Source organism: Actinosynnema sp. NPDC023587 (assembly GCF_040640215.1).
GTDB lineage: Bacteria > Actinomycetota > Actinomycetes > Mycobacteriales > Pseudonocardiaceae > Actinosynnema.
The window spans coordinates 238,109-258,566 of the sequence record NZ_JBFABG010000007.1 but is presented as its reverse complement, the minus strand read 5'-3'; the positions used below and the strand labels follow the sequence as shown (position 1 = coordinate 258,566).

The following is a 20,458-nucleotide window of genomic DNA, read 5'->3' as shown; positions in this document are numbered from 1 at the left end:
GATGCACCCATGTTGTCGACCAAGGGCGAGGACTTCCGGACGTTCTGGACGGAGTACCACCTGAGCACCCTGACCACCCCGCGCCCGAACGGCACGCCGCACGTGGTGCCCGTCGGCGTCACGCTCGACCTCGCCACCGCGACCGCCCGGGTCATCGCCTCGCGCGGCTCGCGCAAGGTGCGCAACGTGCTCGCCGCCGGCGACGCGGGCGCGCTGGTCGCGGTGTGCCAAGTGGACGGTGGGCGCTGGTCGACGCTGGAAGGGCGCGCGGTGGTGCGGCAGTCGGCCGAGGAGGTCGCGGAGGCCGTGCGCCGGTACGCCGAGCGCTACCGGCAGCCGCGCCCCAACCCCGAACGGGTCGTGATCGAGATCGCGGTGACCCGCGCGCTGGGTTCGGTGTGATCACCGTCGTCGGCATCGGCGCGGACGGCTGGGAGGGCCTGCCGCCCGCGTCGCGCCGCGCGATCACCTCCGCCGAGGTGCTCCTGGGCAGCTCCCGGCAGCTCGACCTGGTGCCCGCCGGCCCGCCGGGCGCGGACGCCGCCCCGGTCACCGCCGAGCGGGTGGCGTGGCCGGCACCGCTGCTGCCCGCGCTGCCCGGGTTGCTGGAGGACCACCGGGACCGCCGGGTGTGCGTGCTGGCCAGCGGCGATCCGATGTTCCACGGCATCGGCACCACGCTGGTCCGGCTGCTCGGCGCGGACGCCGTGCGCGTCCTGCCGCACCCGTCGTCGGTCTCGCTGGCGTGCGCCCGCCTGGGGTGGGCGCTGGACTCGGTGGCCGTGGTGAGCCTGGTCGGCAGACCCGTCGACCTGCTGGTGCCCCACCTGCACCCCGGCCGGCGGGTGCTGGTGCTGGGCGGCGACCCGGTCGAGGTGTCCGCGCTGGTCGGCGACGCCCGGGTCACCGTGCTGGAGCAGCTCGGCGGGCCGGCCGAGCGGGTGCACCACGACCTGACCGCCGCCGACCCGCTGAACGTGCTCGCGATCGAGTGCGCCGGCGGCGGGTTCGCGCTGGTCCCGGGACTGCCGGACGACGCCTACGAGCACGACGGGCAGCTCACCAAGCGCGAGGTGCGGGCGGTGGTGCTGGCGCTGCTCGCGCCCCGCCCCGGCGAGCTGCTGTGGGACGTCGGCGCGGGCTCGGGCAGCATCGCCGTCGAGTGGTCCCGGACCCACCCGGCGTGCCGGGCGGTCGCCGTGGAGCGCGACCCGGTGCGCGCCGCGCGGATCACCCGCAACGCCGCCGCGCTGGGCGTGCCCGGTGTGCGGGTGGTGGTGGGGGAGAGCCCGGCGGCGCTGGACCTCCCGCCGCCGAACGCGGTGTTCGTCGGCGGCGGGCTGACCGCGCCCGGTGTCGTGGAGCGGTGCCTGGCGGCGTTGCGGCCCGGCGGGCGACTGGTGGCCAACGCCGTCACGCTGGAGTCCGAGGTGGTGCTCGCGCGGTGCCACGCCACCCTCGGCGGGGCGCTGACCAGGCTCGCGGTCGGCCGGGACACCCCCGTGGGCGGCTTCACCGGGTGGCGACCGCAGATGCCGGTGACCGTCTGGAGCATGACGAAGGAGGTCCGGTGACCGTCCACTTCATCGGCGCGGGGCCCGGTGCGGCCGACCTGCTCACGCTGCGCGCCGTGCGGCTGCTGGGGTCCTCCCCGGTGTGCCTGTACGCGGGCGCGCTGGTGCCGGTCGAGGTGCTCGCGCACTGCCCGCCGGACGCCCGGCTGGTCGACACCGCGCACCTCGACCTGGACCGGATCACCGAGGAGCTGGCGGCGGCGCACGGCGCGGGCCTGGACGTGGCGCGGCTGCACTCGGGCGACCCGTCGGTGTACAGCGCGATGGCCGAGCAGATGCGGCGGCTGGACGTCCTGGGCGTCCCGTACGACGTGACGCCCGGCGTGCCGGCGTTCGCGGCGGCGGCGGCCACGCTGAAGCGCGAGCTGACCGTGCCCGGCGTCGGCCAGACCGTGATCCTGACCCGCACGTCCGCGCGCGCCACCCCGATGCCGCCGGGCGAGGACCTGGCGACGCTCGGGGCGTCGCGGGCCACGATGGTCCTGCACCTGGCCGTGCAGCGGATCGCCGAGGTGGTCGCCGAGCTGCTGCCCTCCTACGGGCCGCGCTGCCCGGCGGCGGTCGTGGCGCACGCGAGCCGGGCCGGGGAACTCGTGCTGCGCGGCACGCTCGCCACCATCGCCGGGCAGGTGGCCGACGCCGGGGTGAAGCGGACGGCGGTCATCGTCGTGGGCGCGGTGCTGGCCGCCGAGGGCTTCCCGGACAGCCACCTGTACTCCACCGCCCGCTGCCGCCCGTGACGTCCGGCGGGGACCGGCTCGCGGAGCCGGCGCGGACGGTCCTGGTGCTCGGCGGCACGGGCGAGGCGCGGGAACTCGCCCGGCGCGCCGCACCCCTGGCCCGGGTGGTGTCGTCGCTGGCCGGTCGGGTGGCCTCGCCCCGGTTGCCGGAGGGGGAGGTGCGGGTCGGCGGGTTCGGCGGCGTGGCCGGGCTGGTCGCCTACCTGCGGGCCGAGCGGGTGGCCGCCGTGGTCGACGCCACCCATCCGTTCGCGGACCGCATCACGGCCAACGCGCTCGCCGCGACCGCCGAGGCGGGTGTGCCGCTGCTGGTGCTGCGCCGACCGGGCTGGGCGGAGCGGGCGGGCGACCGCTGGACGTGGGTCGACTCGGTCGCGGAGGCGGCGCGGGTGGTCGGCGGCCGGCGGGCGTTCGTGACCACCGGGCGGGACGGGCTGGGCGCGTTCGCCGCCGGCGTGGCGCGGACCGTCGACCCGCCGGCCGGGCCCACCGCGCTGGAGGTCGTGCTGGCTCGCGGTCCGTACGACGTGGACGGTGAGCTCGCGCTGATGCGCCGCCACGCCGTGGAAGTCCTGGTCACCAAGGACAGCGGCGGCGACATGACGGCGGCCAAGCTGGTCGCCGCGCGCGCCCTCGGGCTGCCGGTGGTGGTGGTCCGCCGCCCGCCCGCGCCCGCCGCGCCGACCGTGGCGACGGTCGACGCGGCGCTGACGTGGCTCGGATCGGGTGCCGGCGGCGCTCAGGACGGGTAGCGCCGGGGCGTGAACACCACGCCGCGCCCGGTGCGCAGGGTCTGCGAGGAGCCGATGATCAGCAGGCACCGCATGTCGATCGCCGCCGGGTCGAGGTCGGCCAGCCGCACGACCCGCACGTCCTCCTCGGGCCCGCCGACGTCCCGGCCGATCACCACCGGCGTGTCCGGCGAGCGGTGCCGGAGCAGCAGCTCGCGCGCCGCCTCGACCTGCCGGCGGCGGCTGCGCGAAGCCGGGTTGTAGATCGCGATCACCAGGTCGGCCCGCGCGGCGGCCTCCAGCCGCTCGGCGATGACCTCCCACGGCTTGAGCCGGTCGGACAGCGAGAGCACGCAGTAGTCGTGGCCCAGCGGCGCGCCGGCCCGGCTCGCCACGGCGTGCGCGGCGGTCACGCCGGGCAGCACCCGGACCGGGACGTCCGCGAACTCCTCCTCGGCGGCCACCTCCAGCACCGCGCCGGCCATCGCGAACACGCCCGGGTCGCCGGAGGAGACCACCGCGACCTTCCGGCCGCGCTTCGCCAGGTCCAGCGCGAACGCGGCGCGCTCGGACTCGACCCGGTTGTCCGAGGCGTGCTTGCGCTGCCCCGCGACGTCGGCCACCCGGTCGAGGTAGGTGACGTACCCGACGAGGTCCTCGGCCTCGGCCAGCGCCTGCCGCGCCTCGGGCGTGAGCCACTCCGGACCCGCCGGGCCCAGCCCCACCACGACGACCTGCCCGCGCCCGGTCGACGGGTGCCCGGCGGGAGCGGACTCGGCGGGAGCGGACTCGGCGGGTGCGGCTTCGGCGGGCGGGTGCCCGGCGGGTGCGGCTTCGGCGGGTGCGGGTTTGCTGGGCAGCAGGGCCAGGGAGAAGTACGGCACGCCGTCCGGGTCGACCTCGGCCAGCGGCGCGGTGCGCTGGCCGCCGGTCGTCGCGCGCTCCACGTACCACGCCTCGTCCAGCCGCCCGGCGCGCTCCAGCGCCTCCCGCACGCGCGGGAACGTGCGGCCCAGCTTCACCACCGCCACCGGGTCGCCCGTCGCGAGGTGCGCGGTCAGCGCGTCCACGGGCAGCGTGCCCGGCAGCACGGTCAGCACCTCGTCCCGCTCCACCAGCGGCCGGCCGATCACCGCCGAACCGGCGCTGACCGACGTGACGCCGGGGACCACCTCGGCCGGGTACCTGTCCGCGAGCCGCTTGTGCAGGTGCATGTAGGACCCGTAGAAGAACGGGTCGCCGGCGGCCAGCACCACGACGGTCCGCCCGGCGTCCAGGTGCGCGGCCAGCCGCGCGGCGCACTCGGCGTAGAACGCGTCGATCTCGCCCTGGTAGTCGTCGGAGTCCTCGGTGGTGACCGGGTAGACGAGCTGCTCCTCGATCTGGTCACCGCGCAGGTACGGTTCGGCGATCCGGCGCGCGACGCTGCGGCCGTGCCGGGCGCTGTGGAACACCACGACGTCGGCTTCGCCGATCAGCCGGGCGGCCTTCACGGTCACCAGTTCCGGGTCGCCGGGACCGACCCCGACGCCGTAGAGCCTGCCGGTCATTCGTCCTCGCTCGCGATCGCGTTGACGGCCGCCGCGGTCATCGCGCTGCCACCGCGCCGACCGCGCACGACCAGGTGCTCCAGACCGCTCTCCGCGAGGGCCTGCTTGGACTCGGCGGCCCCGATGAACCCGACCGGGATGCCCAGCACGGCGGCGGGCCGGGGAGCGCCCGCGGCGATGAGGTCGAGCAGGTGGAACAGGGCGGTGGGCGCGTTGCCGATGGCGACCACCGCGCCGTCGAGCCGGTCGCCCCACAGCTCCAGCGCCGCCGCGCTGCGGGTGTTGCCGATCTCCCGCGCCAGCGCGGGCACCCGTGCGTCGCCGAGCAGGCACAGCACCTCGTTGTCGGCGGGCAGCCTGCCCCGGGTCACGCCGGACGCGACCATCCGCGCGTCGCACAGCACCGGCGCGCCGGCCAGCAGCGCACCCCGCGCGGCGGCGACCACGCCGGGGGAGTGGCCGATGTCGTCGACCAGGTCGACCATGCCGCACGCGTGGATCATCCGCACCGCGACCCGCGCGACGTCCGCCGGCAGACCCGACAGGTCGGCCTCGGCCCGGATGGTGGCGAACGACCGGCGGTAGATCTCCGCGCCGTCTCTGATGTAGCTGGTCACCTGATCTCCTCGTACCCGTCGCCGGTCGCGACGAACTCCACCACGTCGCCCGCCGGCCGGCCGCACCGCCGGGCGCAGCCCGACCAGTGCACCGAGCCCCGGTGCGGGGTGCCGATCCAGCGGCTCGCGTCCGCCCGCACGTCGGTCAGGGATTTCGCGCAGCCCGGCCGGCCGGTGCACGCGGACACCCCGTGCCACGGCGACGCGGGGTCGGTGAACAGGCCCGACGTGTCCGTCCCCGGCGGCACCACGACGCTGCGCCACGGGGTGACCCGGACCGGCGTGCCGGCCAGCAGCCGGGCGTCCAACCGGCCCAGCGGCACACCCGCCACCACCCGGTCGCCGTGCGGGCCGGGTGCGACCGGAATCACAGCGGGCGCGACGACCGCTGGCCCCGGGACGCCCAGCGCGGCGGTGATCCGCCGCACACCGCCGTCCACTTCGGACAAGCGCCACGCGGTGCCCCGGATCGCCTGGAACTCGCGCGCGGCGGCGACCACGGACGCCACCGGGTCCGTCACGCGCAGTCCCGAGTCGCGGCCGGCCAGGAACAGCGCGTCACCCACCAGGCCGATGTCCCCGCCCAGACCGCTCACCGCCGCACCGATCGTGACCAGGAAGCGGCCGGGCAGGTCGGCCAGGCCGGGCACCCGGCACAGCGCGGCGTCCACCGCGTCCACCAGGTCCTGGTTGTCCTCCAGCGGCGCGGCGATGATGTTGCGCATCCGCTCGTGGGTCGGCGAGGGCAGCAGCCCGGCGGCGCGCAGGCGTGCGCCCAGCTCGTGCTCCGCACCCGGGGCCAGGCCCCTGATCTGCACGTTCGCCCGCGAGGTGAGCTCGATCCCGCCGTCGCCCAGCTCCAGCGCGGCCCGCCGGAGGACGTCGAACCGGGCGGCGGTCAGCGTGCCGCCGGGCAGCCGCACCCGCGCCAGCCCGCCGTCGGCGGCCCGGTGCACGTCGACCGCGCCGGGGCAGGCGTCGGGGCGCTCGCGGTCCTGGGGCATGGGCTGGATGCTAACCGCCCGTTAGGGTGACCTCCGAACGGCGAAGCAACAGGAGGAAGCCGGTGTGAATCCGGCGCGGTCCCGCCACTGTGACCGGGCGCGAGCCCGGGAGTCAGGAACTCCGCCCGCCGTCCCCTACGACCGGGGCGAGGACCCCCGAGGGATGGAGCCCGCACGTGATCCTGCTGCTGTCGACCTCCGACACGGACCTGCTGTCCGCCCGCTCCAGCGGTGCCGACTTCCGACTGGGCAACCCCGCCCGGCTGACCCCGGACGACCTGCCCGCCCTGGTGGAGGGCGTCGACCTGGTGGTGGTGCGCATCCTGGGCGGTCGGCGGATGTGGGAGGAGGGCCTGGACCGGCTGCTGGCCGGTCCCCGCCCGGTCGTGGTGCTGGGCGGTGAGCAGAACCCGGACGCGCCGCTGATGGAGCTGTCCACGGTGCCCGGCGGCGTCTGCGCCGAGGCGCACGCCTACCTGGCGCACGGCGGCCCGGTGAACCTCGCCGAGCTGCACAAGTTCCTGTCCGACACGGTCCTGCTGACCGGGTTCGGCTTCGACCCGCCGGAGGCCGCGCCGAACTGGGGCGTGCTGGAGCGGCCGGCGGTCGAGGGCGACGGGCCGGTGGTCGCGGTCCTGTACTACCGGGCGCACCACGTGGCCGGGAACACCGCCTTCGTGCACGCCCTGTGCGACGCGGTCGAGGAGAAGGGCGGCCGGGCGCTGCCGGTGTACTGCGCGTCGCTGCGCACCGCCGAACCGGCGTTGCTGGCCGAGCTGCGCAAGGCCGACGCGCTGGTGGTCACCGTGCTGGCGGCGGGCGGCACGAAGCCCGCCACCGCGTCGGCCGGCGGTGACGACGACGCCTGGGACGTGGGCGCGCTGGCGGAGCTGGACGTCCCGGTCCTGCAAGGGCTCTGCCTGACCAGCAGCCGCGCGGCGTGGGACGGCAACGACGACGGGCTGTCCCCCCTGGACACCGCGACGCAGGTGGCGATCCCCGAGTTCGACGGCCGGATCATCACCGTCCCCTTCTCCTTCAAGGAGATCGACGAGGACGGCCTGACCGTGTACGTGGCCGACCCGGAACGCGCGCTGCGCGTCGCCGGGATCGCGGTGCGGCACGGGCGGCTGCGGCACATCCCGCCGGCCGAGCGCAAGATCGTGGTCATGCTCTCGGCGTACCCGACGAAGCACTCGCGGATCGGCAACGCGGTCGGCCTGGACACCCCCGCCAGCACGGTCCGGCTGCTGGCCGCGTTGCGGGACAACGGCTACGACATCGGCACCGGGCTGCCGGGCGTGGCCGACCTCGACGGCGACGCGCTGATCCACGCGCTCATCGCGGCCGGCGGCCAGGACGCCGACTGGCTGACCGAGGAGCAGCTCCAGGGCAACCCGGTGCGGCTGCCCGCCGGGCGCTACCGCGAGTGGTACGCGACGCTGCCCGCCGACACCCGCGCGGACATGGAGCGGCACTGGGGCGAAGCGCCCGGCGAGCTGTTCGTGGACCGCTCGAAGGACCGCGAGGGCGAGATCGTGCTGGCCGGCCTGCGGTCGGGCAACGTGGTGGTGATGGTCCAGCCGCCGCGCGGGTTCGGCGAGAACCCGATCGCCATCTACCACGACCCGGACCTGCCGCCGAGCCACCACTACCTGGCCGCGTACCGCTGGCTGGAGGCCGAATTCGGCGCGGACGCCGTGGTGCACGTCGGCAAGCACGGCAACCTGGAGTGGCTGCCCGGCAAGACGGTCGGCATGTCCGCCGGCTGCGGGCCGGACGCCGCGCTGGGCGACCTGCCGCTGATCTACCCGTTCCTGGTCAACGACCCGGGCGAGGGCACGCAGGCCAAGCGCCGCGCGCACGCGACCCTGGTCGACCACCTGGTGCCGCCGATGGCCCGCGCGGACAGCTACGGCGACATCGCGCGCCTGGAGCAGCTCCTCGACGAGCACGGCAACATCGCCGCGATGGACCCGGCCAAGCTGCCCGCGATCCGCGCGCAGATCTGGACCCTGATCCAGGCCGCGAAGCTGGACCACGACCTCGGGTTGGCCGACCGGCCGCACGACGCCGAGTTCGACGAGCTGATCCTGCACGTGGACGGCTGGCTGTGCGAGGTGAAGGACGTCCAGATCCGGGACGGCCTGCACGTCCTCGGCGAGGCACCGACCGGGGCCGCCCGGGTCAACCTGGTGCTGGCCATCCTCCAGGCCAAGCAGGTGTGGGCCGGCCAGGTGGCCGCGCTGCCCGGTCTGCGGGAAGCGCTGGGGCTCAAGGACAACACCCGCACCGCCACCGACGCCGTCGAGGCGCGGGCGCGGGAACTCGTGGAGGCCATGGAGGCGGCGGACTGGGACCCGGCGGTCGCCCGGACGGTGACCGACGACGAGGACGTCGCGCGCATCCTGGAGTTCGGCGCGCTGGAGGTGGTGCCGCGCCTGGCCCGCACCACCGACGAGATGACCAACGTGCTGCACGCCTTGAACGGCGGGTACGTGCCGGCGGGCCCGAGCGGATCTCCGTTGCGGGGCTTGGTGAACGTGCTGCCGACCGGCCGCAACTTCTACTCGGTGGACCCGAAGGCGGTGCCGTCGAAGCTGGCCTGGGAGACCGGTCAGGCGATGGCCGACTCGCTGCTGGAGCGCTACCGCGCGGACACCGGCGAGTGGCCACCGTCGGTGGGCCTGTCGGTGTGGGGCACCTCGGCGATGCGCACCTCCGGCGACGACATCGCGGAAGTGCTGGCGCTGCTGGGCGTCCGGCCGGTGTGGGACGACCAGTCGCGCCGGGTGACCGGCCTGGAGGTCGTGCCGCTCGCCGAGCTCGGCCGGCCGCGCATCGACGTGACGGTGCGGATCTCCGGTTTCTTCCGGGACGCCTTCCCGCACGTGGTGGCGTTGCTGGACGACGCGGTGCGGCTCGTGGCCGGGCTGGACGAGTCGGCCGAGGACAACTTCGTGCGGGCGCACGCGGAGGTCGAGCTGGCGGCGCACGGCGACCGGCGGCGGGCGACGCTGCGGATCTTCGGCTCCAAGCCGGGCGCGTACGGCGCGGGCCTGCTGCCGCTGATCGACAGCCGGAACTGGCGCGACGACGCCGACCTGGCCGAGGTCTACGCGGTGTGGGGCGGCTACGCGTACGGGCGCGAGCTCGACGGTGTCGAGGCGCGCCAGGACATGGAGAGCGCCTACCGGCGGATCGCCGTCGCGGCGAAGAACATCGACACCCGCGAGCACGACATCGCCGACTCGGACGACTACTTCCAGTACCACGGCGGCATGATCGCGACCGTGCGGGCGTTGACCGGCAAGGCACCCGCCGCGTACGTCGGCGACAGCACCCGGCCCGACGCCGTGCGCACGCGGACGCTGCACGAGGAGACGAACCGGATCTTCCGCGCCCGCGTGGTGAACCCGCGCTGGCTGGCCGCGATGCGCAGGCACGGCTACAAGGGCGCGTTCGAGCTCGCGGCGACGGTCGACTACCTGTTCGGCTACGACGCCACGACCGGCGTGGTCGCGGACTGGATGTACGAGCAGTTGGCGGCGAGCTACGTGCTGGACCCGGAGAACCAGAAGTTCCTCACCGAGTCGAACCCGTGGGCGTTGCACGGGATCTCCGAGCGGCTGCTGGAGGCGGCGGACCGGGGGATGTGGGAGCACCCCGAAGCGGCGACGCTGGACGCGCTGCGCGCGGTGTACCTCCAGACCGAGGGCGACCTGGAGGACGGCCGCTAGGCCGCTCGACATCACGACCCCGGCGGAGCGATCCGCCGGGGTCTTCGGGGAGCGGCGAGCGGCCGGGCACCGCCTGGTCGTCGGTGGACGACTTCGCGTGGGCCGAGGGCCGCGCCACGAGGTTCGGGATCGTGCACATCGGCTTCGGCACGCGGGTGCGGACTCCTAAGATGAACGCCATGTGGTACTCCCAGGTTGCCCGGGGCAACGCGCTCGTCGCGACGGTCGCGCCGTGACCGACGCCGTCGACCGGCCCAGGCCACGTCGGGCCACGACCCGCCTCGAAGAGGTCGCCCGCGCTGCCGGGGTGTCCAAGTCGACCGTGTCCCGGGTGATCAACGGCGAGCCCTACGTCAGCACCAGGGCGCGCGAGGCGGTCGGCCAGGCCATCACGCGCCTGGGGTACTCGCCCAACCAGGCGGCGCGGACGCTGGCGGGCAGCCGGGCCAACTGCGTCGCGCTGGTGGTGTCCGAGCCGGGCAGCCGGGTGCTCGCGGACCCGTTCTTCGCCGGGGTGCTGCGCGGCGTGCACGCGGAACTCGCCGGGCGGCGGGTGCAGCTCGTGCTGATGATGAGCAAGGAGGGCGACGAGCAGGACCTGGTGAACTACCTGTGCGGCGGGCACGTCGACGGCGTGCTGGTGATCAGCCTGCACGGCCAGGACCCGTTGCCGAGGGTGCTCGCCGACGCGGGGCTGCCGACGGTCGTCGGCGGCCGGCCGCTGGGTGCCGCCGGAGTGCCCTACGTGGACTCCGACAACTTCACCGGCGCGCTGGAGGCGGCCCGGCACCTCGTCACGTCGGGGCGTCGGCGGATCGGCACCATCGCCGGGCCGCGCGACATGGCGGTCGGGATGGACCGGCTGGCCGGCTGGAAGCGGGGGATGGGCCAGGCCCGGGTTCCCGCGGACCTGGTGGCCCACGGGGACTTCACGCCGGAGAGCGGGGCGGCGGCGATGGCGGAGCTGCTGGCGCTGGACCCGTCGTTGGACGCGGTCTTCGTCGCGGCCGACATCATGGCGCTGGGCGCGTTGCAGGTGCTGCACGCGCGCGGGAAGCGGGTCCCGGAGGACGTGGCCGTGGTGGGGTTCGACGACCTGGTGATCGCCGCCACGGCGGTGCCGCCGCTGACCACCGTGCGGCAGGACGTGGAACGGCTGGGGCGGACGATGACCCGGCGGCTCATGTCGGAACTGGCGGGCGAGGAGAACCTCCCGCCGTTCCTGCTGCTGCCCACCTCGATGGTCACCCGGGTCAGCGCGTAAGACCACCCCTCTTGGCCTGGCGGCGTAGCTGGAGGATGCGCGCCGCGCCCACCAGGGCGACCGTCACCGCACCGCCGATCGCGGAGAAGAGCAGGGCCACGCCCAGGGGGAGCGTGCTGGCGATGCCGAGGAAGTGGATCGTCGCGTCGGTCAGGTTTTGCAGGATGAAGATCAGCAGGAAGATCAGGACGACGATCGACGCCAGGACGGCCACCCAGGTGCCGCTGATCCTGGTGGGCCTGGCCTTGCGGGGTTTGCCGGCCGGGGTCTTCGGGGTCGTCGGCGCGGGCGGGGTCGTCGGGGTGGGGTGGGGATCGATCGACGTGCCGGTCGGACCGTCCGGGAGCGGGGCTGCGGGAGTCGCTCTGGTGCGGTCCTCGTCACGGGGAGTGGTCACGCCGTGATTATCGGTCCCCGGTGGCCTGGGTGCCACTCGACCGGGCGAGGAATCCCGTGGCGGGACCGCTACGGGATCAGGCGCACGGCGGGTGGTAGTCGATCCCCTCGAAGTTGCGGTGCCACTCCTCCTGGGTGATCGGCTGGTCGACCGACTCGCACATCTTGGCGATGGCGATGCCCACGTCGAACTCCCACGGCCGGGTGGTGCCGTCCGCGTTCGAGGTGACCACCCAGTTCGGGGTGTCGCCGAAGGCGAGGGCGTAGACGCCGTCGGTGGGACCGCTGACCCGGGCGCGCTGGCTCGGCCGGTGGTGGTCGGCCAGGTCCCACATCCGGACCGTGTCGTCCTTGCCGGTGCTGGCCAGGGCTTTGCCGTCGCGGCGGAAGGCCAGGGCGAGGACCTTGTCCGAGTGGCCGGCCACGCGCGCGAGGCGGGTCGGGACCCACGGGTCGGCCAGGTCCCAGAGGCGGATCGCGCCGTTCGCGCCGGCGACGGCGATGGTCTTGGCGTTCGGCGACAGGGCCAGCGTGGAGACGTCCTCGCCGTCCTTCAGCTCGCCGACCTGGCGCGGTTCCCGGGGGTCCGCCAGGCTCCAGAGCCGGACCGTGCTCTGGTTGTCGATGGTGGCCAGGATCTGGCCGTCCGGGCTGAACGCGATGTCGGTGATCCACCTCGGGTGACCGGTCAGCACGCCCAGCACCTTGGGCTCCCGGGGGTTGGAGGCGTCCCAGATCTTGGCCTCCGACGCGCCCTCCACGGTCACCAGGAGCCGACCGCCGGTCGGCGCGAAGGCGATCCGGGTGACCGGACCGGAGAACGTGTAGGTGGGCACCGGCTCGCGGGCGTCGGTGACGTCCCAGATCTTGGCGTCCGGGGTTTCCGCCGTGGTGGCGTAGGCGCGTTCGGCGGGCGTGACCGCGAAGGACGTGACGGTGTTGCGCGGGGTCAGCAGGCCGCCGAGGCGCTTGTAGACGCGGTCGTCCGCGCTGTAGGGGACGCGGGCGGTCGGGATCTGGGTGCCGTCCGGGCTCAGGGCGGAGCCGTTGGACAGGACCGAGCGGCTCACCATGTCCTCGGCCGTCGAGGCGTGGGCGCTGAGCACCAGGTCGCGCAGGTCGTCCGTACCGCTCAGCCGGTAGGCGGCGATGATCATCTGGTTGGCCAGCACGCGGTCGCCCGCGGTCCGGCGGTTCTGCGCCTCGTTGGCCACGTAGCGGGCCACCGACAGGTTCCGCTCGGTGGCCGCCTGCTTCTGCGCGCCGATGGCGAGCACCACCGCGCCCGACGCCAGGACCAGCAGCACGAGCAGCAGGGCCACGAGCTGGCGCAGCCGGCGGGTGCGCCGGTGGGCGAGGTGGCGTTCCCGGTCCCGGGCGGCCTCGCCCTCGGCCAGGAACTCGCGCTCAAGGGCGCTGGTCCGCGCACCGTCGCGGCGGGTCCACTCGACGGCGGTGTCCAGCCGGGTGCCGCGGTAGAGCGCGTCGGGGTCCCGGCCCAGGGAGTCCCAGGTGGCGGCGGCCTCGGTGAGCCGGCGCATGGTGCGCAGGCCGTCGCGGTCGGTGGCCAGCCAGTTGCGCAGCCGGGGCCAGGAGCGGATCAGGGCCTCGTGGGCGATCTCCACGGTGTCGCGGTCGAGGGTGAGCAGGCGGGCGTGGGCCAGGCGGTCCAGCACCACGTCGACGTCGACGTCCTCGTCGAGCTCCGCCCGGGGCAGCCGGCGCTTGGTGTCCTCGATGCCGTCGCCCAGGGCGGTCAGCCGGAGGAACACCTGGCGGGCCAGGGTGCGCTGCTGCTTCTCCAGCGAGGTGAAGGTGCGCTCCGCGGTCTGGGCGATGGCGTGCTGGATCCCGCCCGCCGCTTCGTAGCCGGCCAGCGTCATGGTGGTGCCGCGCCTGCGCCGCCACGTTTCGAGCAGGGCGTGCGACATCAGCGGCAGGACGCCCGCCTGGCCGGTCGCGTCCGCGATCAACCTGCTGACCAGGGCCGTTTCCACCGTGCAGGAAGCCTTGACGGCGGGCTGCATGATCACCTGGCGCAGTTCCTCCGGGCCCATCGGACCCAGCAGGAGCTGCCCGTCGGTCAGCGCCTCGACCAGTTTCGGGTGCTGCGCGCAGTGGCTGTAGAAGTCGGCCCGCACGCCCAGCACGACCCGGCAGTCCGCGTCCAGCAGGGCGTCGATGAACTCCGCCTGCCGCGCCTGGTCCTGGCAGAGGGTGAAGACCTCCTCGAACTGGTCGACGATGATCAGGTCCCGGGTGAGGTCCAGGCCGTCCGCCCGGACGTCCACCTCGCCGGGCGTGGTGAGCACGGCCGGACCGGGCAGCCGGGGGACCAGACCAGCCTTGAGCAGCGAGGACTTGCCGGCCCCGGAGGCTCCGAACACGGCCACGAAGCGGCCGTCGGCGATCCGGTGCGCCAGGTCCTCCAGGATGCGGTCCCGGCCGAAGAACCACTCGGCGTCCCCGGTCCCGTACGCCGCCAGGCCCGCGTACGGCGGGTGGGCCTCGTTCGGGCAGGCCGCCGGGGTCGGCAGGACCTCGGCCGCCACCTGGTGCCAGCGGTCCTCCCACTCGTCCACGTCGCCCTCGCAGGCGCGCACGTAGGCGAGGGTCACCGCGAGGCTGGGCAGCTTCCGGCCGCCGGCGGCGTCGGACAGGGTCGTCGCCGAGTAGTGCGCGCGAGCGCCGAGCTGCCGGTAGCTGTACCCGCCCGCTTTGTCGCGCAACGACCTGAGGTCGGCCGCGAACCTCAACAGCGGGCCGTCCCCGACGTCCAGCGGGCGTTCTCCGCGCGGCACCTGCTCCACCCCCTGACCACGATGTTCCCCGATTCTCCGCAGCGTCCGGGGTGCCGTCCAGGCTTTCAGACCCGATCTCGGTTCCGGCCGCTCCGGGTGCGCGCATCCGGGTGAACGGGTCCTGGGCCACCTGCCGGTGTGCCCGCGCCCGATCCGGTTCCGCCCGCCCGAGGACCACCAGTGTGCCTCCCCGGCCGCTCCGCGTTCGAGTCGTCCGGTGGATTTCCAGGCCGGCCGACCCCGGCGCGGGTCGGATCGGCGGACACCCGGGCCGGGGTCGACACCGGCCCGGTCGGCCGGGGACCGGACGTCCGCTCTGCGTCCATTGTGGACTGGAAACGCCCGGCACCGGATCGGCGCACCGGTGGCGTGGTGCCGCCGCCGGACACGCCCGTGCACGCCACCGCGCCCGCCGCGACGAGGGATCGTCGCGACGGGCGCGGTGGGTGGAGCGGGGGGTTACCGGGCCTGCGGAGGACGGTTCACGTCCTCGCGCCACGCGCCGGTCTCGACGCCGCGGCTTTCGATGAACTCCTTGAACCTCTTCATGTCACCGGAGATGCGGTGGTCGACGACGCCCAGCGCCGCGCCCGCCTTCTCGGTCAGCGTGCTCGGGTCGAACTCCATCTGGAGGTGGACCCGCGTGGTCCGGTCGTCGAGGCGGTGGAAGGTGACCACACCGGCCTGCGACGGGCCGTCCACGGAGTGCCAGGCGACCCGCTCGTCCGGGTGCTGCTCGGTGATGTCGGCGTCGAACTCCCGCTGCACACCGGCGATCTTCGTCACCCAGTGGGTACGGGTCGGCGTGAGCTGGGTGATGCTCTCGACGCCTTCCATGAAGCGGGGGAACGACTCGAACTGGGTCCACTGGTTGTACGCGGTGGTGACCGGCACGTCGACGTCTACGGACTTTTCGATCGTCGTCACTAAAACAACCTCTTTCCTCATCTCGAGTACGACACCGGGTTACCCCCGCGAATCCGGTCCCACACCTCGATCACCGGCCGAGCGCCGGGTTATCTTCTCCGGATGAGCGAACCCGAGACCTCCCACGAGCGCCGTTTGGCGCGCAACCTGAGCGAGTTGCTCCAGGAGTTGCGGGTCGCCCAGGGTGGCGTGCAGATCCTCTTCGGATTCCTGCTGTCCATCGCGTTCACCGAGCGCTACGCGTCGGCCGACGCCTACATCCGGGTCACGCACCTGGTGACGGTCCTGTTCGCGGCGGGCGCGGTCGCGTTGTTGACCGCACCCGCCGCGTGGCACCGCATCCTGTTCCGGCAGGGCCGGCGGGAACACGTCATCGAGGTGGCCAACCGGTTCGCGGTGCTCGGCCTGGTGTGTCTGGCGCTCGCGATGACCGGGACGATCCTGCTGCTCGCCGAGGTCGTGGTGGGCGGCTGGCCGGCGATCGTCCTGGGTGTGGTGGCGGCGGTGTTCTTCGGCATCCTGTGGTTCCTGCTGCCGTGGCGGGCGCGGGACCGCTGACCCGCGATCGCGCCCGGGGTCAGAACCCCGCCGAGTACCGGCCGGCCGCCCGCGTGCGGCTCTGGTTGGCGCGGTCGATGGCGTCGACCAGTTCGTCCTTGGTCATCGTGGACCGGCCGGGCACGTCGAGCCGGCGCGCGACCGAGTACAGGTGGGCCTTGGTCGCGGTGGCGTTCACCCCGCCCGCGGTGCGCCCGCGCCGGGGGGAGCGGCGGGTCGGTCCCGGGTCGGACGGTCCCTTGTGGCTCTTCGGTTCCCAGCGGTCGCCGACCTTCTCGAACCCGCGCTTCACCGCCGCGAACGCGGTGCGGTGGGCGCGCTCGCCCTCGCCGTACTCGGCCACCGCCGCGTCGTGGGCCTTGATCCACGTGCGCTGCGCCTTCTTGGGCGACCGTGCGAGCGTGCCGGGCAACTCCCTGCTTCCGGGCATGACGCCTCCTCTCCGTACCGGAGGGGTACCCCGGGTGGGCGGGGGACATGCTCAGATCCAGCCCTCGTCCCACGCCCGGCGGGCGGCTTCGTAGCGGGTGCTCACGCCGAGCTTGGTCATCGCCGACGACAGGTAGTTGCGCACCGTCCCGGCGGCCAGGTGCGCTTCGCCCGCGATGGCGGTGACCGTGCCGCCGTGCAGCGCGTGCCGCAGCACGTCCAGCTCCCGCGCGGTCAGCGGGCAGGCGTCCTCGGTCAGCGCGGCGGCGGCGATCTCGGAGTCCACGTACCGGCGGCCGGCGTGCACGTCGCGCAGGATCGACGCGAGCTTCGCGGCCGGGGTGGTCTTCGGCACGAACCCCCGCACGCCGGCGCTCAACGCCCGCCGCAGCACGCCCGGCCGCGCGTGCCGGGTGACGACGACCACCGCGACGCCGGCCAGCCCGCGCACCGCCTCGGCTGCCCGCACGCCGTCGCGCCCCGGCATCTCCAGGTCGAACACGGCGATGTCCGGCCGGTGCGCGCGGACCGCCGCGACGGCCTCGTCGCCGTCGCTGGCCTGCGCCACCACCGACAGGTCGTCCTCCAGCTCCAGCAGGGCGGCCAGCGCGCCCCGGATCAGGTCCTCGTCGTCGGCCAGCACCACCCGGATCACGACCGCACCGACCCGGTCAGCTCGAACGCGTCCTCGGCCGAGCCGACCTCGACCCGGCCGCCCACCGCGGCGAACCGCTCGCGCAGCCCGGCGAGCCCCGACCCGTCGTCGCCGGGCTGCTCGTCCGGACGCACCCCGTCGTTGCGCAACCGGACGCTGACCTGCCCGTCCTCGACCCGGATGGCCACGTCGCAGTGCCGCGCCCGGCTGTGCCGCAGCACGTTCGTGGTGCCCTCGCGGACCAGCGCGCCGAACAGCGGCTGCAACGGCGGCGGCACGTCCGAGGCGTCACCGGACACCGCCGTCTCGATCCCGGCGGCCCGCAGCACGCCCACCGCGTTGGCGACCTCCGTGCCCAGGCTGGCCCGCCGGTAGCCGAGCACGACCCCCCGGGTGTCCCGCAGCGCGGTCCGGGCCAGTTCCGCGACCTCGTCCGCGTGCCGGCGGGCCGCCTCGTCGTCGCGGCCGATCAACCGCGAGGTCAGCTCGCCCTTGAGCGCGATCGCCTGGAGGTGGTGGCCCTGCACGTCGTGCAGGTCCGCCGCGAACCGCAACCGCTCCTCGGCCACCACCAGCGCCTCCGACGCCTCCCGCCCCCGGTCCATCTTGAGCACGGCGTCCCAGATCCACAACTGCGCCAGGTCGGTCACCGCGAACAGGACCAGGAGCAGGACCGGCATCAGCAGCGAGCCCACCAGGTCCGACGAGCGCAGCACGCCACCCGCGAGGACCGCCGCCGCCGTGCCGCCGAGCAGGACCAGCAGCCGCGAACCCGGTGGCCGGTTGGCCACCACGTGCGCGATCACGGCACCGGGGAGCAGGTACCAGGCCATCGGGACCTCGGTGTGGAAGCCGGCGTAGGTCAGCGCCGCCAGGGCCACCGCGAACGTCGCCAGGTGCTCGGCCGTGCGCCACTCGCCCCGCCCCAGGCCGCCCATGGCCTGGCGCAGGTACCGCGCGTGCTGCCCGCACACCACGACCACCGCCACCGCCAGCAGGGGCGTCCCCAGGGGCCCGTAGCGGCCGGAGGCCAGGTCCAGGGCGGTCACCGCGGCGACCATCGCCCCCGCACCGAGGACGGACCACCAGGTCCAGCGGCGCAGCGAGCCCATCGTCGTCACGCCCCGAATCTACGAGGTGGATCACCCGGTGTCTGCTGACATCTGTCACGTGAACCGGTGCGCGGCGGCACTGACGCCGCGCCCGGCCCGCCGCGAGCATCTACAGCCATGCGGAATCCGGTGATCGAGGTGACGGGGCTGCGCTGCCGGTACGGGGACTTCGAGGCGGTGCGCGGGGTCGACCTCCAGGTGGCGCGGGGCGAGCTGTTCGCCCTGCTCGGCACGAACGGGGCGGGCAAGACCACCCTGGTGGAGACCTTGGAGGGGTTGCGCGCGCCGAGCGCGGGCCGGGTGCGGGTGCTGGGCCTGGACCCCCGGCGGGACCGGGCGTCGATCCGGGCGCGGACCGGGATCGTGCTCCAGGAGAGCGGCTTCCCTGCCGACCTCACGGTGGGCGAGGTGGTGCGGCTGTGGCGGCGCGGCGGCGACCGCGGGGACGCGCTGGCCCGACTCGACCTCGCCCACCGGCGGGACGTGCGGATCAAGCAGCTCTCCGGCGGCGAGCGGCGGCGGCTGGACCTGGTGCTGGCCGTGTCCGGCCGGCCCGAGCTGCTGTTCCTGGACGAGCCCACCACCGGGCTGGACCCGGAGTCGCGGCAGCGCACCTGGGAGGTGGTGCGCGGCCTGCTCGCGGAGGGCACGACCGTGGTGCTGACCACCCACTACCTGGAAGAGGCCGAGTCGCTCGCGCACCGGCTGGCGATCCTGCACCGGGGCGAGGTGGCGGTGTCCGGCGCGCTGGTGGACGTGCTGGCCGCGCAGCCCGCCCGGATCTCGTTCGACCTGCCGGTCGGGCTCGACGTGACCGCGCTGCCGATGCTGGCCGGGGACGTCGTGCACGTACCGTCCGGGCGGGTGGACGTGCGCACCCGGCACCTCCAGGACGACCTGGACGCGCTGCTGGGGTGGGCGCGCCGGGACGGCCTGGCGCTGGCCCGGCTGCGGGCGCACCACGCGTCCCTGGAGGACGTCTTCCACTCGGCGAGGCAGGAGTCGGCGGCATGATCGCGGCACTGGGCGTGGCCGAGCTGAAGATGTTGTCGCGCAACCGGACCGCCGCCGTGCTGGCGTTCGCGATGCCGCTGGCGACCGGCCTGTACTTCGCCGCGACGCTGGGCGACGACGCCTGGCCGGTGGCCATCACGCTGCAACTGCTGGGCACCATGGGGTTCACCGCGTACGTGACGATCACGACCTCGCTCACGTCCCGCCGCCAGGACCTCTACCTCAAGCGGCTGCGCACCGGCACGGCCTCGGACGCCGTGGTGCTGACCGGCGTCGTGCTGCCGCCCGTGCTGCTCGCGCTGGTGCAGGTGGTGCTGCTGCTGGGCGTGAGCCTGGTCGCCGGCGCGCCGTTCCCGGACCGGCCGGAGCTGCTGGTCCTCGCCGTCGTCGGCGGTGTCGTGATGAGCGCGGCGGCGGGCGTCGCGACCAGCGGCGTCACCTCGACCGCCGAGCTCGCCCAGATCACCACCGGGCCGTTCTTCCTGGTCCTGTTCGCCGGCGGGCTGTGGGCGGCGACGTCCTCCGACGTGCGCGGCCTGGTGCTGCCCGGCGGCGGGGTGGCGGACCTGGTGCGGGTGGCCTGGGGCGGTGCCGGGCGGCCGGAACTGGCGGCGCTGTCGCTGCTCGGGTGGACCCTGGTCGGCTGCGCGCTGGCGGTGCGGTTCTTCCGGTGGGACGCGCGGACGTAGCCGGGCACGTCCTCACGCGGCCCCGGTCGGACCGGCACGCGCCCCGCCCGCCCGGGGCCGGGTCCACCGTGGCACCGGGGAGGCGGGAGCGCGCCTCCCCGGTGGGTCGTCAGCCGGCGAGCGCGTCGTGCTCGACGGAGACCGCGAAGGGGTTGTCCACCCGGTAGCCGACACCGCGCACGGTGACGATCAAGGCCGCCGCGTCGCCCAGCTTCCGGCGGATCCGGCGCACGTGCACGTCCACCGTCCGGGTGTCCACGAAACTGGTCGAGCCCCACACGCTGTTCATCAGCGCGGTGCGGCGGTGCACCTGCCGGGGGTGGACGCACAGGTGGAGCAACAGGTCGAACTCCAACCTGGTCAGCTCCACGTTCACCCCCCGGTGCAGCACCCGGCGGGAGTCCGCCAGGATGCGCAGCTCGGGTTCGGAGCGCGGGACCGGCAGGTCCACCACCACGTCCGCCTCGGGCAGGTCCAGCACGGCCCGCAACGCCTCGGCGAGCCGCGTCGCGGTGTCCACCACCCGGGCGGTCGGCGCGCTGAGGCGGATGAGGACCGTCACGTCGACGGTCGTCACACCGGGGATTGCCTTCACGACGGCCACCGGGAGATCGCAGCAGTCGCGCGGGAGGGGCGTCAACGCCGTCCAGGAAGTGG

Annotated in this window: 20 protein-coding genes and 1 riboswitch; of the genes, 10 read left to right on the top strand and 10 right to left on the bottom strand. The window is 74.6% G+C overall.

Features of this window, described 5'->3' with window-relative positions; all coding sequences use genetic code 11:
- Nucleotides 1–9: 9 nt before the first annotated feature.
- The 4 genes from AB0G01_RS20890 to AB0G01_RS20875 are packed head-to-tail and all read left to right on the top strand — an operon-like array spanning nucleotide 10 to nucleotide 3,066.
- On the top strand, nucleotides 10–402 hold the full coding sequence (locus tag AB0G01_RS20890) for a pyridoxamine 5'-phosphate oxidase family protein (RefSeq protein WP_360947854.1): 393 nt from the start codon (nucleotides 10–12) through the stop codon (nucleotides 400–402).
- A complete protein-coding gene (cbiE, locus tag AB0G01_RS20885; protein ID WP_360947852.1) occupies nucleotides 399–1,574 on the top strand; it encodes a precorrin-6y C5,15-methyltransferase (decarboxylating) subunit CbiE in 1,176 nt (391 codons plus the stop codon). Before AB0G01_RS20890 ends, cbiE begins: the two co-directional genes overlap by 4 nt.
- Nucleotides 1,571–2,314 carry a precorrin-4 C(11)-methyltransferase gene (gene cobM / locus AB0G01_RS20880; protein ID WP_360947850.1) on the top strand — a complete coding sequence of 248 codons (744 nt, stop codon included), beginning with the start codon at nucleotides 1,571–1,573 and terminating at the stop codon, nucleotides 2,312–2,314. The genes cbiE and cobM overlap by 4 nt, the downstream gene beginning before the upstream one ends.
- Nucleotides 2,311–3,066: a cobalt-precorrin-6A reductase gene (locus AB0G01_RS20875; protein ID WP_360947848.1), complete on the top strand. Its 756-nt coding sequence runs from the start codon at nucleotides 2,311–2,313 to the stop codon at nucleotides 3,064–3,066. The genes cobM and AB0G01_RS20875 overlap by 4 nt, the downstream gene beginning before the upstream one ends.
- On the opposite strand, the gene AB0G01_RS20870 is transcribed toward AB0G01_RS20875, so the two are convergent.
- Genes AB0G01_RS20870 through AB0G01_RS20860 form a run of 3 tightly spaced genes read right to left on the bottom strand, consistent with a single transcriptional unit; the run spans nucleotide 3,054 to nucleotide 6,216 of the window.
- Nucleotides 3,054–4,595, bottom strand: a complete 1,542-nt coding sequence (locus AB0G01_RS20870) for a precorrin-2 C(20)-methyltransferase (RefSeq protein WP_360947846.1) — start codon at nucleotides 4,593–4,595, stop codon at nucleotides 3,054–3,056. The genes AB0G01_RS20875 and AB0G01_RS20870 overlap by 13 nt on opposite strands.
- Nucleotides 4,592–5,212, bottom strand: a complete 621-nt coding sequence (locus AB0G01_RS20865; RefSeq protein WP_360947844.1) for a precorrin-8X methylmutase — start codon at nucleotides 5,210–5,212, stop codon at nucleotides 4,592–4,594. The genes AB0G01_RS20870 and AB0G01_RS20865 overlap by 4 nt, the downstream gene beginning before the upstream one ends.
- A complete protein-coding gene (locus AB0G01_RS20860) occupies nucleotides 5,209–6,216 on the bottom strand; it encodes a hypothetical protein (protein WP_360947842.1) in 1,008 nt (335 codons plus the stop codon). The genes AB0G01_RS20865 and AB0G01_RS20860 overlap by 4 nt, the downstream gene beginning before the upstream one ends.
- Before the next feature lie 8 nt (nucleotides 6,217–6,224).
- A riboswitch (cobalamin riboswitch) is annotated at nucleotides 6,225–6,359 on the top strand.
- Nucleotides 6,360–6,392: 33 nt separating this feature from the next.
- Between AB0G01_RS20860 and cobN the strand changes: the two genes are divergently transcribed.
- Genes cobN through AB0G01_RS20845 form a run of 3 tightly spaced genes read left to right on the top strand, consistent with a single transcriptional unit; the run spans nucleotide 6,393 to nucleotide 11,220 of the window.
- Complete coding sequence (gene cobN, locus AB0G01_RS20855) at nucleotides 6,393–9,956, top strand: cobaltochelatase subunit CobN (protein WP_360947840.1); 3,564 nt, start codon at nucleotides 6,393–6,395, stop codon at nucleotides 9,954–9,956.
- Entirely contained in the window at nucleotides 9,872–10,192 is a 321-nt protein-coding gene (locus AB0G01_RS20850) for a family 1 glycosylhydrolase (protein ID WP_360947838.1), read from the top strand. The genes cobN and AB0G01_RS20850 overlap by 85 nt, the downstream gene beginning before the upstream one ends.
- The gene (locus tag AB0G01_RS20845; RefSeq protein ID WP_360947836.1) at nucleotides 10,189–11,220 is read left to right on the top strand and encodes a LacI family DNA-binding transcriptional regulator; all 1,032 of its coding nucleotides are present in this window, start codon (nucleotides 10,189–10,191) and stop codon (nucleotides 11,218–11,220) included. The genes AB0G01_RS20850 and AB0G01_RS20845 overlap by 4 nt, the downstream gene beginning before the upstream one ends.
- Here AB0G01_RS20845 and AB0G01_RS20840 read toward each other — a convergent pair.
- The 3 genes from AB0G01_RS20840 to AB0G01_RS20830 all read right to left on the bottom strand — a co-directional run bounded on the left by AB0G01_RS20840 (nucleotide 11,210) and on the right by AB0G01_RS20830 (nucleotide 15,344).
- Nucleotides 11,210–11,539: a lipopolysaccharide assembly protein LapA domain-containing protein gene (locus AB0G01_RS20840; RefSeq protein WP_360948142.1), complete on the bottom strand. Its 330-nt coding sequence runs from the start codon at nucleotides 11,537–11,539 to the stop codon at nucleotides 11,210–11,212. The genes AB0G01_RS20845 and AB0G01_RS20840 overlap by 11 nt on opposite strands.
- A 154-nt stretch (nucleotides 11,540–11,693) precedes the next feature.
- The gene (locus tag AB0G01_RS20835; RefSeq protein ID WP_360947834.1) at nucleotides 11,694–14,417 is read right to left on the bottom strand and encodes an XRE family transcriptional regulator; all 2,724 of its coding nucleotides are present in this window, start codon (nucleotides 14,415–14,417) and stop codon (nucleotides 11,694–11,696) included.
- Between the two features lie 459 nt (nucleotides 14,418–14,876).
- Nucleotides 14,877–15,344: an SRPBCC family protein gene (locus AB0G01_RS20830; RefSeq protein ID WP_360947832.1), complete on the bottom strand. Its 468-nt coding sequence runs from the start codon at nucleotides 15,342–15,344 to the stop codon at nucleotides 14,877–14,879.
- A gap of 102 nt (nucleotides 15,345–15,446) precedes the next feature.
- Here AB0G01_RS20830 and AB0G01_RS20825 point away from each other — a divergent pair, with 102 nt between their 5' ends.
- A complete protein-coding gene (locus AB0G01_RS20825) occupies nucleotides 15,447–15,902 on the top strand; it encodes a DUF6328 family protein (RefSeq protein WP_360947830.1) in 456 nt (151 codons plus the stop codon).
- A 19-nt stretch (nucleotides 15,903–15,921) separates the two neighbouring features.
- Here the strand turns inward: AB0G01_RS20825 and AB0G01_RS20820 are convergent, their stop codons facing one another.
- The 3 genes from AB0G01_RS20820 to AB0G01_RS20810 are packed head-to-tail and all read right to left on the bottom strand — an operon-like array spanning nucleotide 15,922 to nucleotide 18,098.
- Nucleotides 15,922–16,332 carry a ChaB family protein gene (locus AB0G01_RS20820; RefSeq protein WP_360947828.1) on the bottom strand — a complete coding sequence of 137 codons (411 nt, stop codon included), beginning with the start codon at nucleotides 16,330–16,332 and terminating at the stop codon, nucleotides 15,922–15,924.
- A gap of 51 nt (nucleotides 16,333–16,383) precedes the next feature.
- On the bottom strand, nucleotides 16,384–16,986 hold the full coding sequence (locus tag AB0G01_RS20815; protein ID WP_360947826.1) for a response regulator transcription factor: 603 nt from the start codon (nucleotides 16,984–16,986) through the stop codon (nucleotides 16,384–16,386).
- The gene (locus tag AB0G01_RS20810) at nucleotides 16,983–18,098 is read right to left on the bottom strand and encodes a histidine kinase (protein WP_360948140.1); all 1,116 of its coding nucleotides are present in this window, start codon (nucleotides 18,096–18,098) and stop codon (nucleotides 16,983–16,985) included. The genes AB0G01_RS20815 and AB0G01_RS20810 overlap by 4 nt, the downstream gene beginning before the upstream one ends.
- A 117-nt stretch (nucleotides 18,099–18,215) precedes the next feature.
- Here AB0G01_RS20810 and AB0G01_RS20805 point away from each other — a divergent pair, with 117 nt between their 5' ends.
- The gene (locus AB0G01_RS20805) at nucleotides 18,216–19,112 is read left to right on the top strand and encodes an ABC transporter ATP-binding protein (RefSeq protein ID WP_360947824.1); all 897 of its coding nucleotides are present in this window, start codon (nucleotides 18,216–18,218) and stop codon (nucleotides 19,110–19,112) included.
- On the top strand, nucleotides 19,109–19,801 hold the full coding sequence (locus AB0G01_RS20800; protein ID WP_360947822.1) for an ABC transporter permease: 693 nt from the start codon (nucleotides 19,109–19,111) through the stop codon (nucleotides 19,799–19,801). Before AB0G01_RS20805 ends, AB0G01_RS20800 begins: the two co-directional genes overlap by 4 nt.
- 109 nt (nucleotides 19,802–19,910) lie before the next feature.
- Here the strand turns inward: AB0G01_RS20800 and AB0G01_RS20795 are convergent, their stop codons facing one another.
- On the bottom strand, nucleotides 19,911–20,405 hold the full coding sequence (locus AB0G01_RS20795) for a winged helix-turn-helix domain-containing protein (protein ID WP_360947820.1): 495 nt from the start codon (nucleotides 20,403–20,405) through the stop codon (nucleotides 19,911–19,913).
- Nucleotides 20,406–20,458: the final 53 nt, after the last annotated feature.

Excerpts from the sequence above, each read along its gene's own strand:
- AB0G01_RS20870 (WP_360947846.1), bottom strand. The coding sequence starts at position 4,595 with ATGACCGGCAGGCTCTACGGCGTCGGGGTCGGTCCCGGCGACCCGGAA.
- AB0G01_RS20800 (WP_360947822.1), top strand. The coding sequence starts at position 19,109 with ATGATCGCGGCACTGGGCGTGGCCGAGCTGAAGATGTTGTCGCGCAAC.
- AB0G01_RS20805 (WP_360947824.1), top strand. The coding sequence starts at position 18,216 with ATGCGGAATCCGGTGATCGAGGTGACGGGGCTGCGCTGCCGGTACGGG.
- AB0G01_RS20820 (WP_360947828.1), bottom strand. The coding sequence starts at position 16,332 with ATGCCCGGAAGCAGGGAGTTGCCCGGCACGCTCGCACGGTCGCCCAAG.
- AB0G01_RS20810 (WP_360948140.1), bottom strand. The coding sequence starts at position 18,098 with ATGGGCTCGCTGCGCCGCTGGACCTGGTGGTCCGTCCTCGGTGCGGGG.
- AB0G01_RS20890 (WP_360947854.1), top strand. The coding sequence starts at position 10 with ATGTTGTCGACCAAGGGCGAGGACTTCCGGACGTTCTGGACGGAGTAC.
- AB0G01_RS20860 (WP_360947842.1), bottom strand. The coding sequence starts at position 6,216 with ATGCCCCAGGACCGCGAGCGCCCCGACGCCTGCCCCGGCGCGGTCGAC.
- AB0G01_RS20825 (WP_360947830.1), top strand. The coding sequence starts at position 15,447 with ATGAGCGAACCCGAGACCTCCCACGAGCGCCGTTTGGCGCGCAACCTG.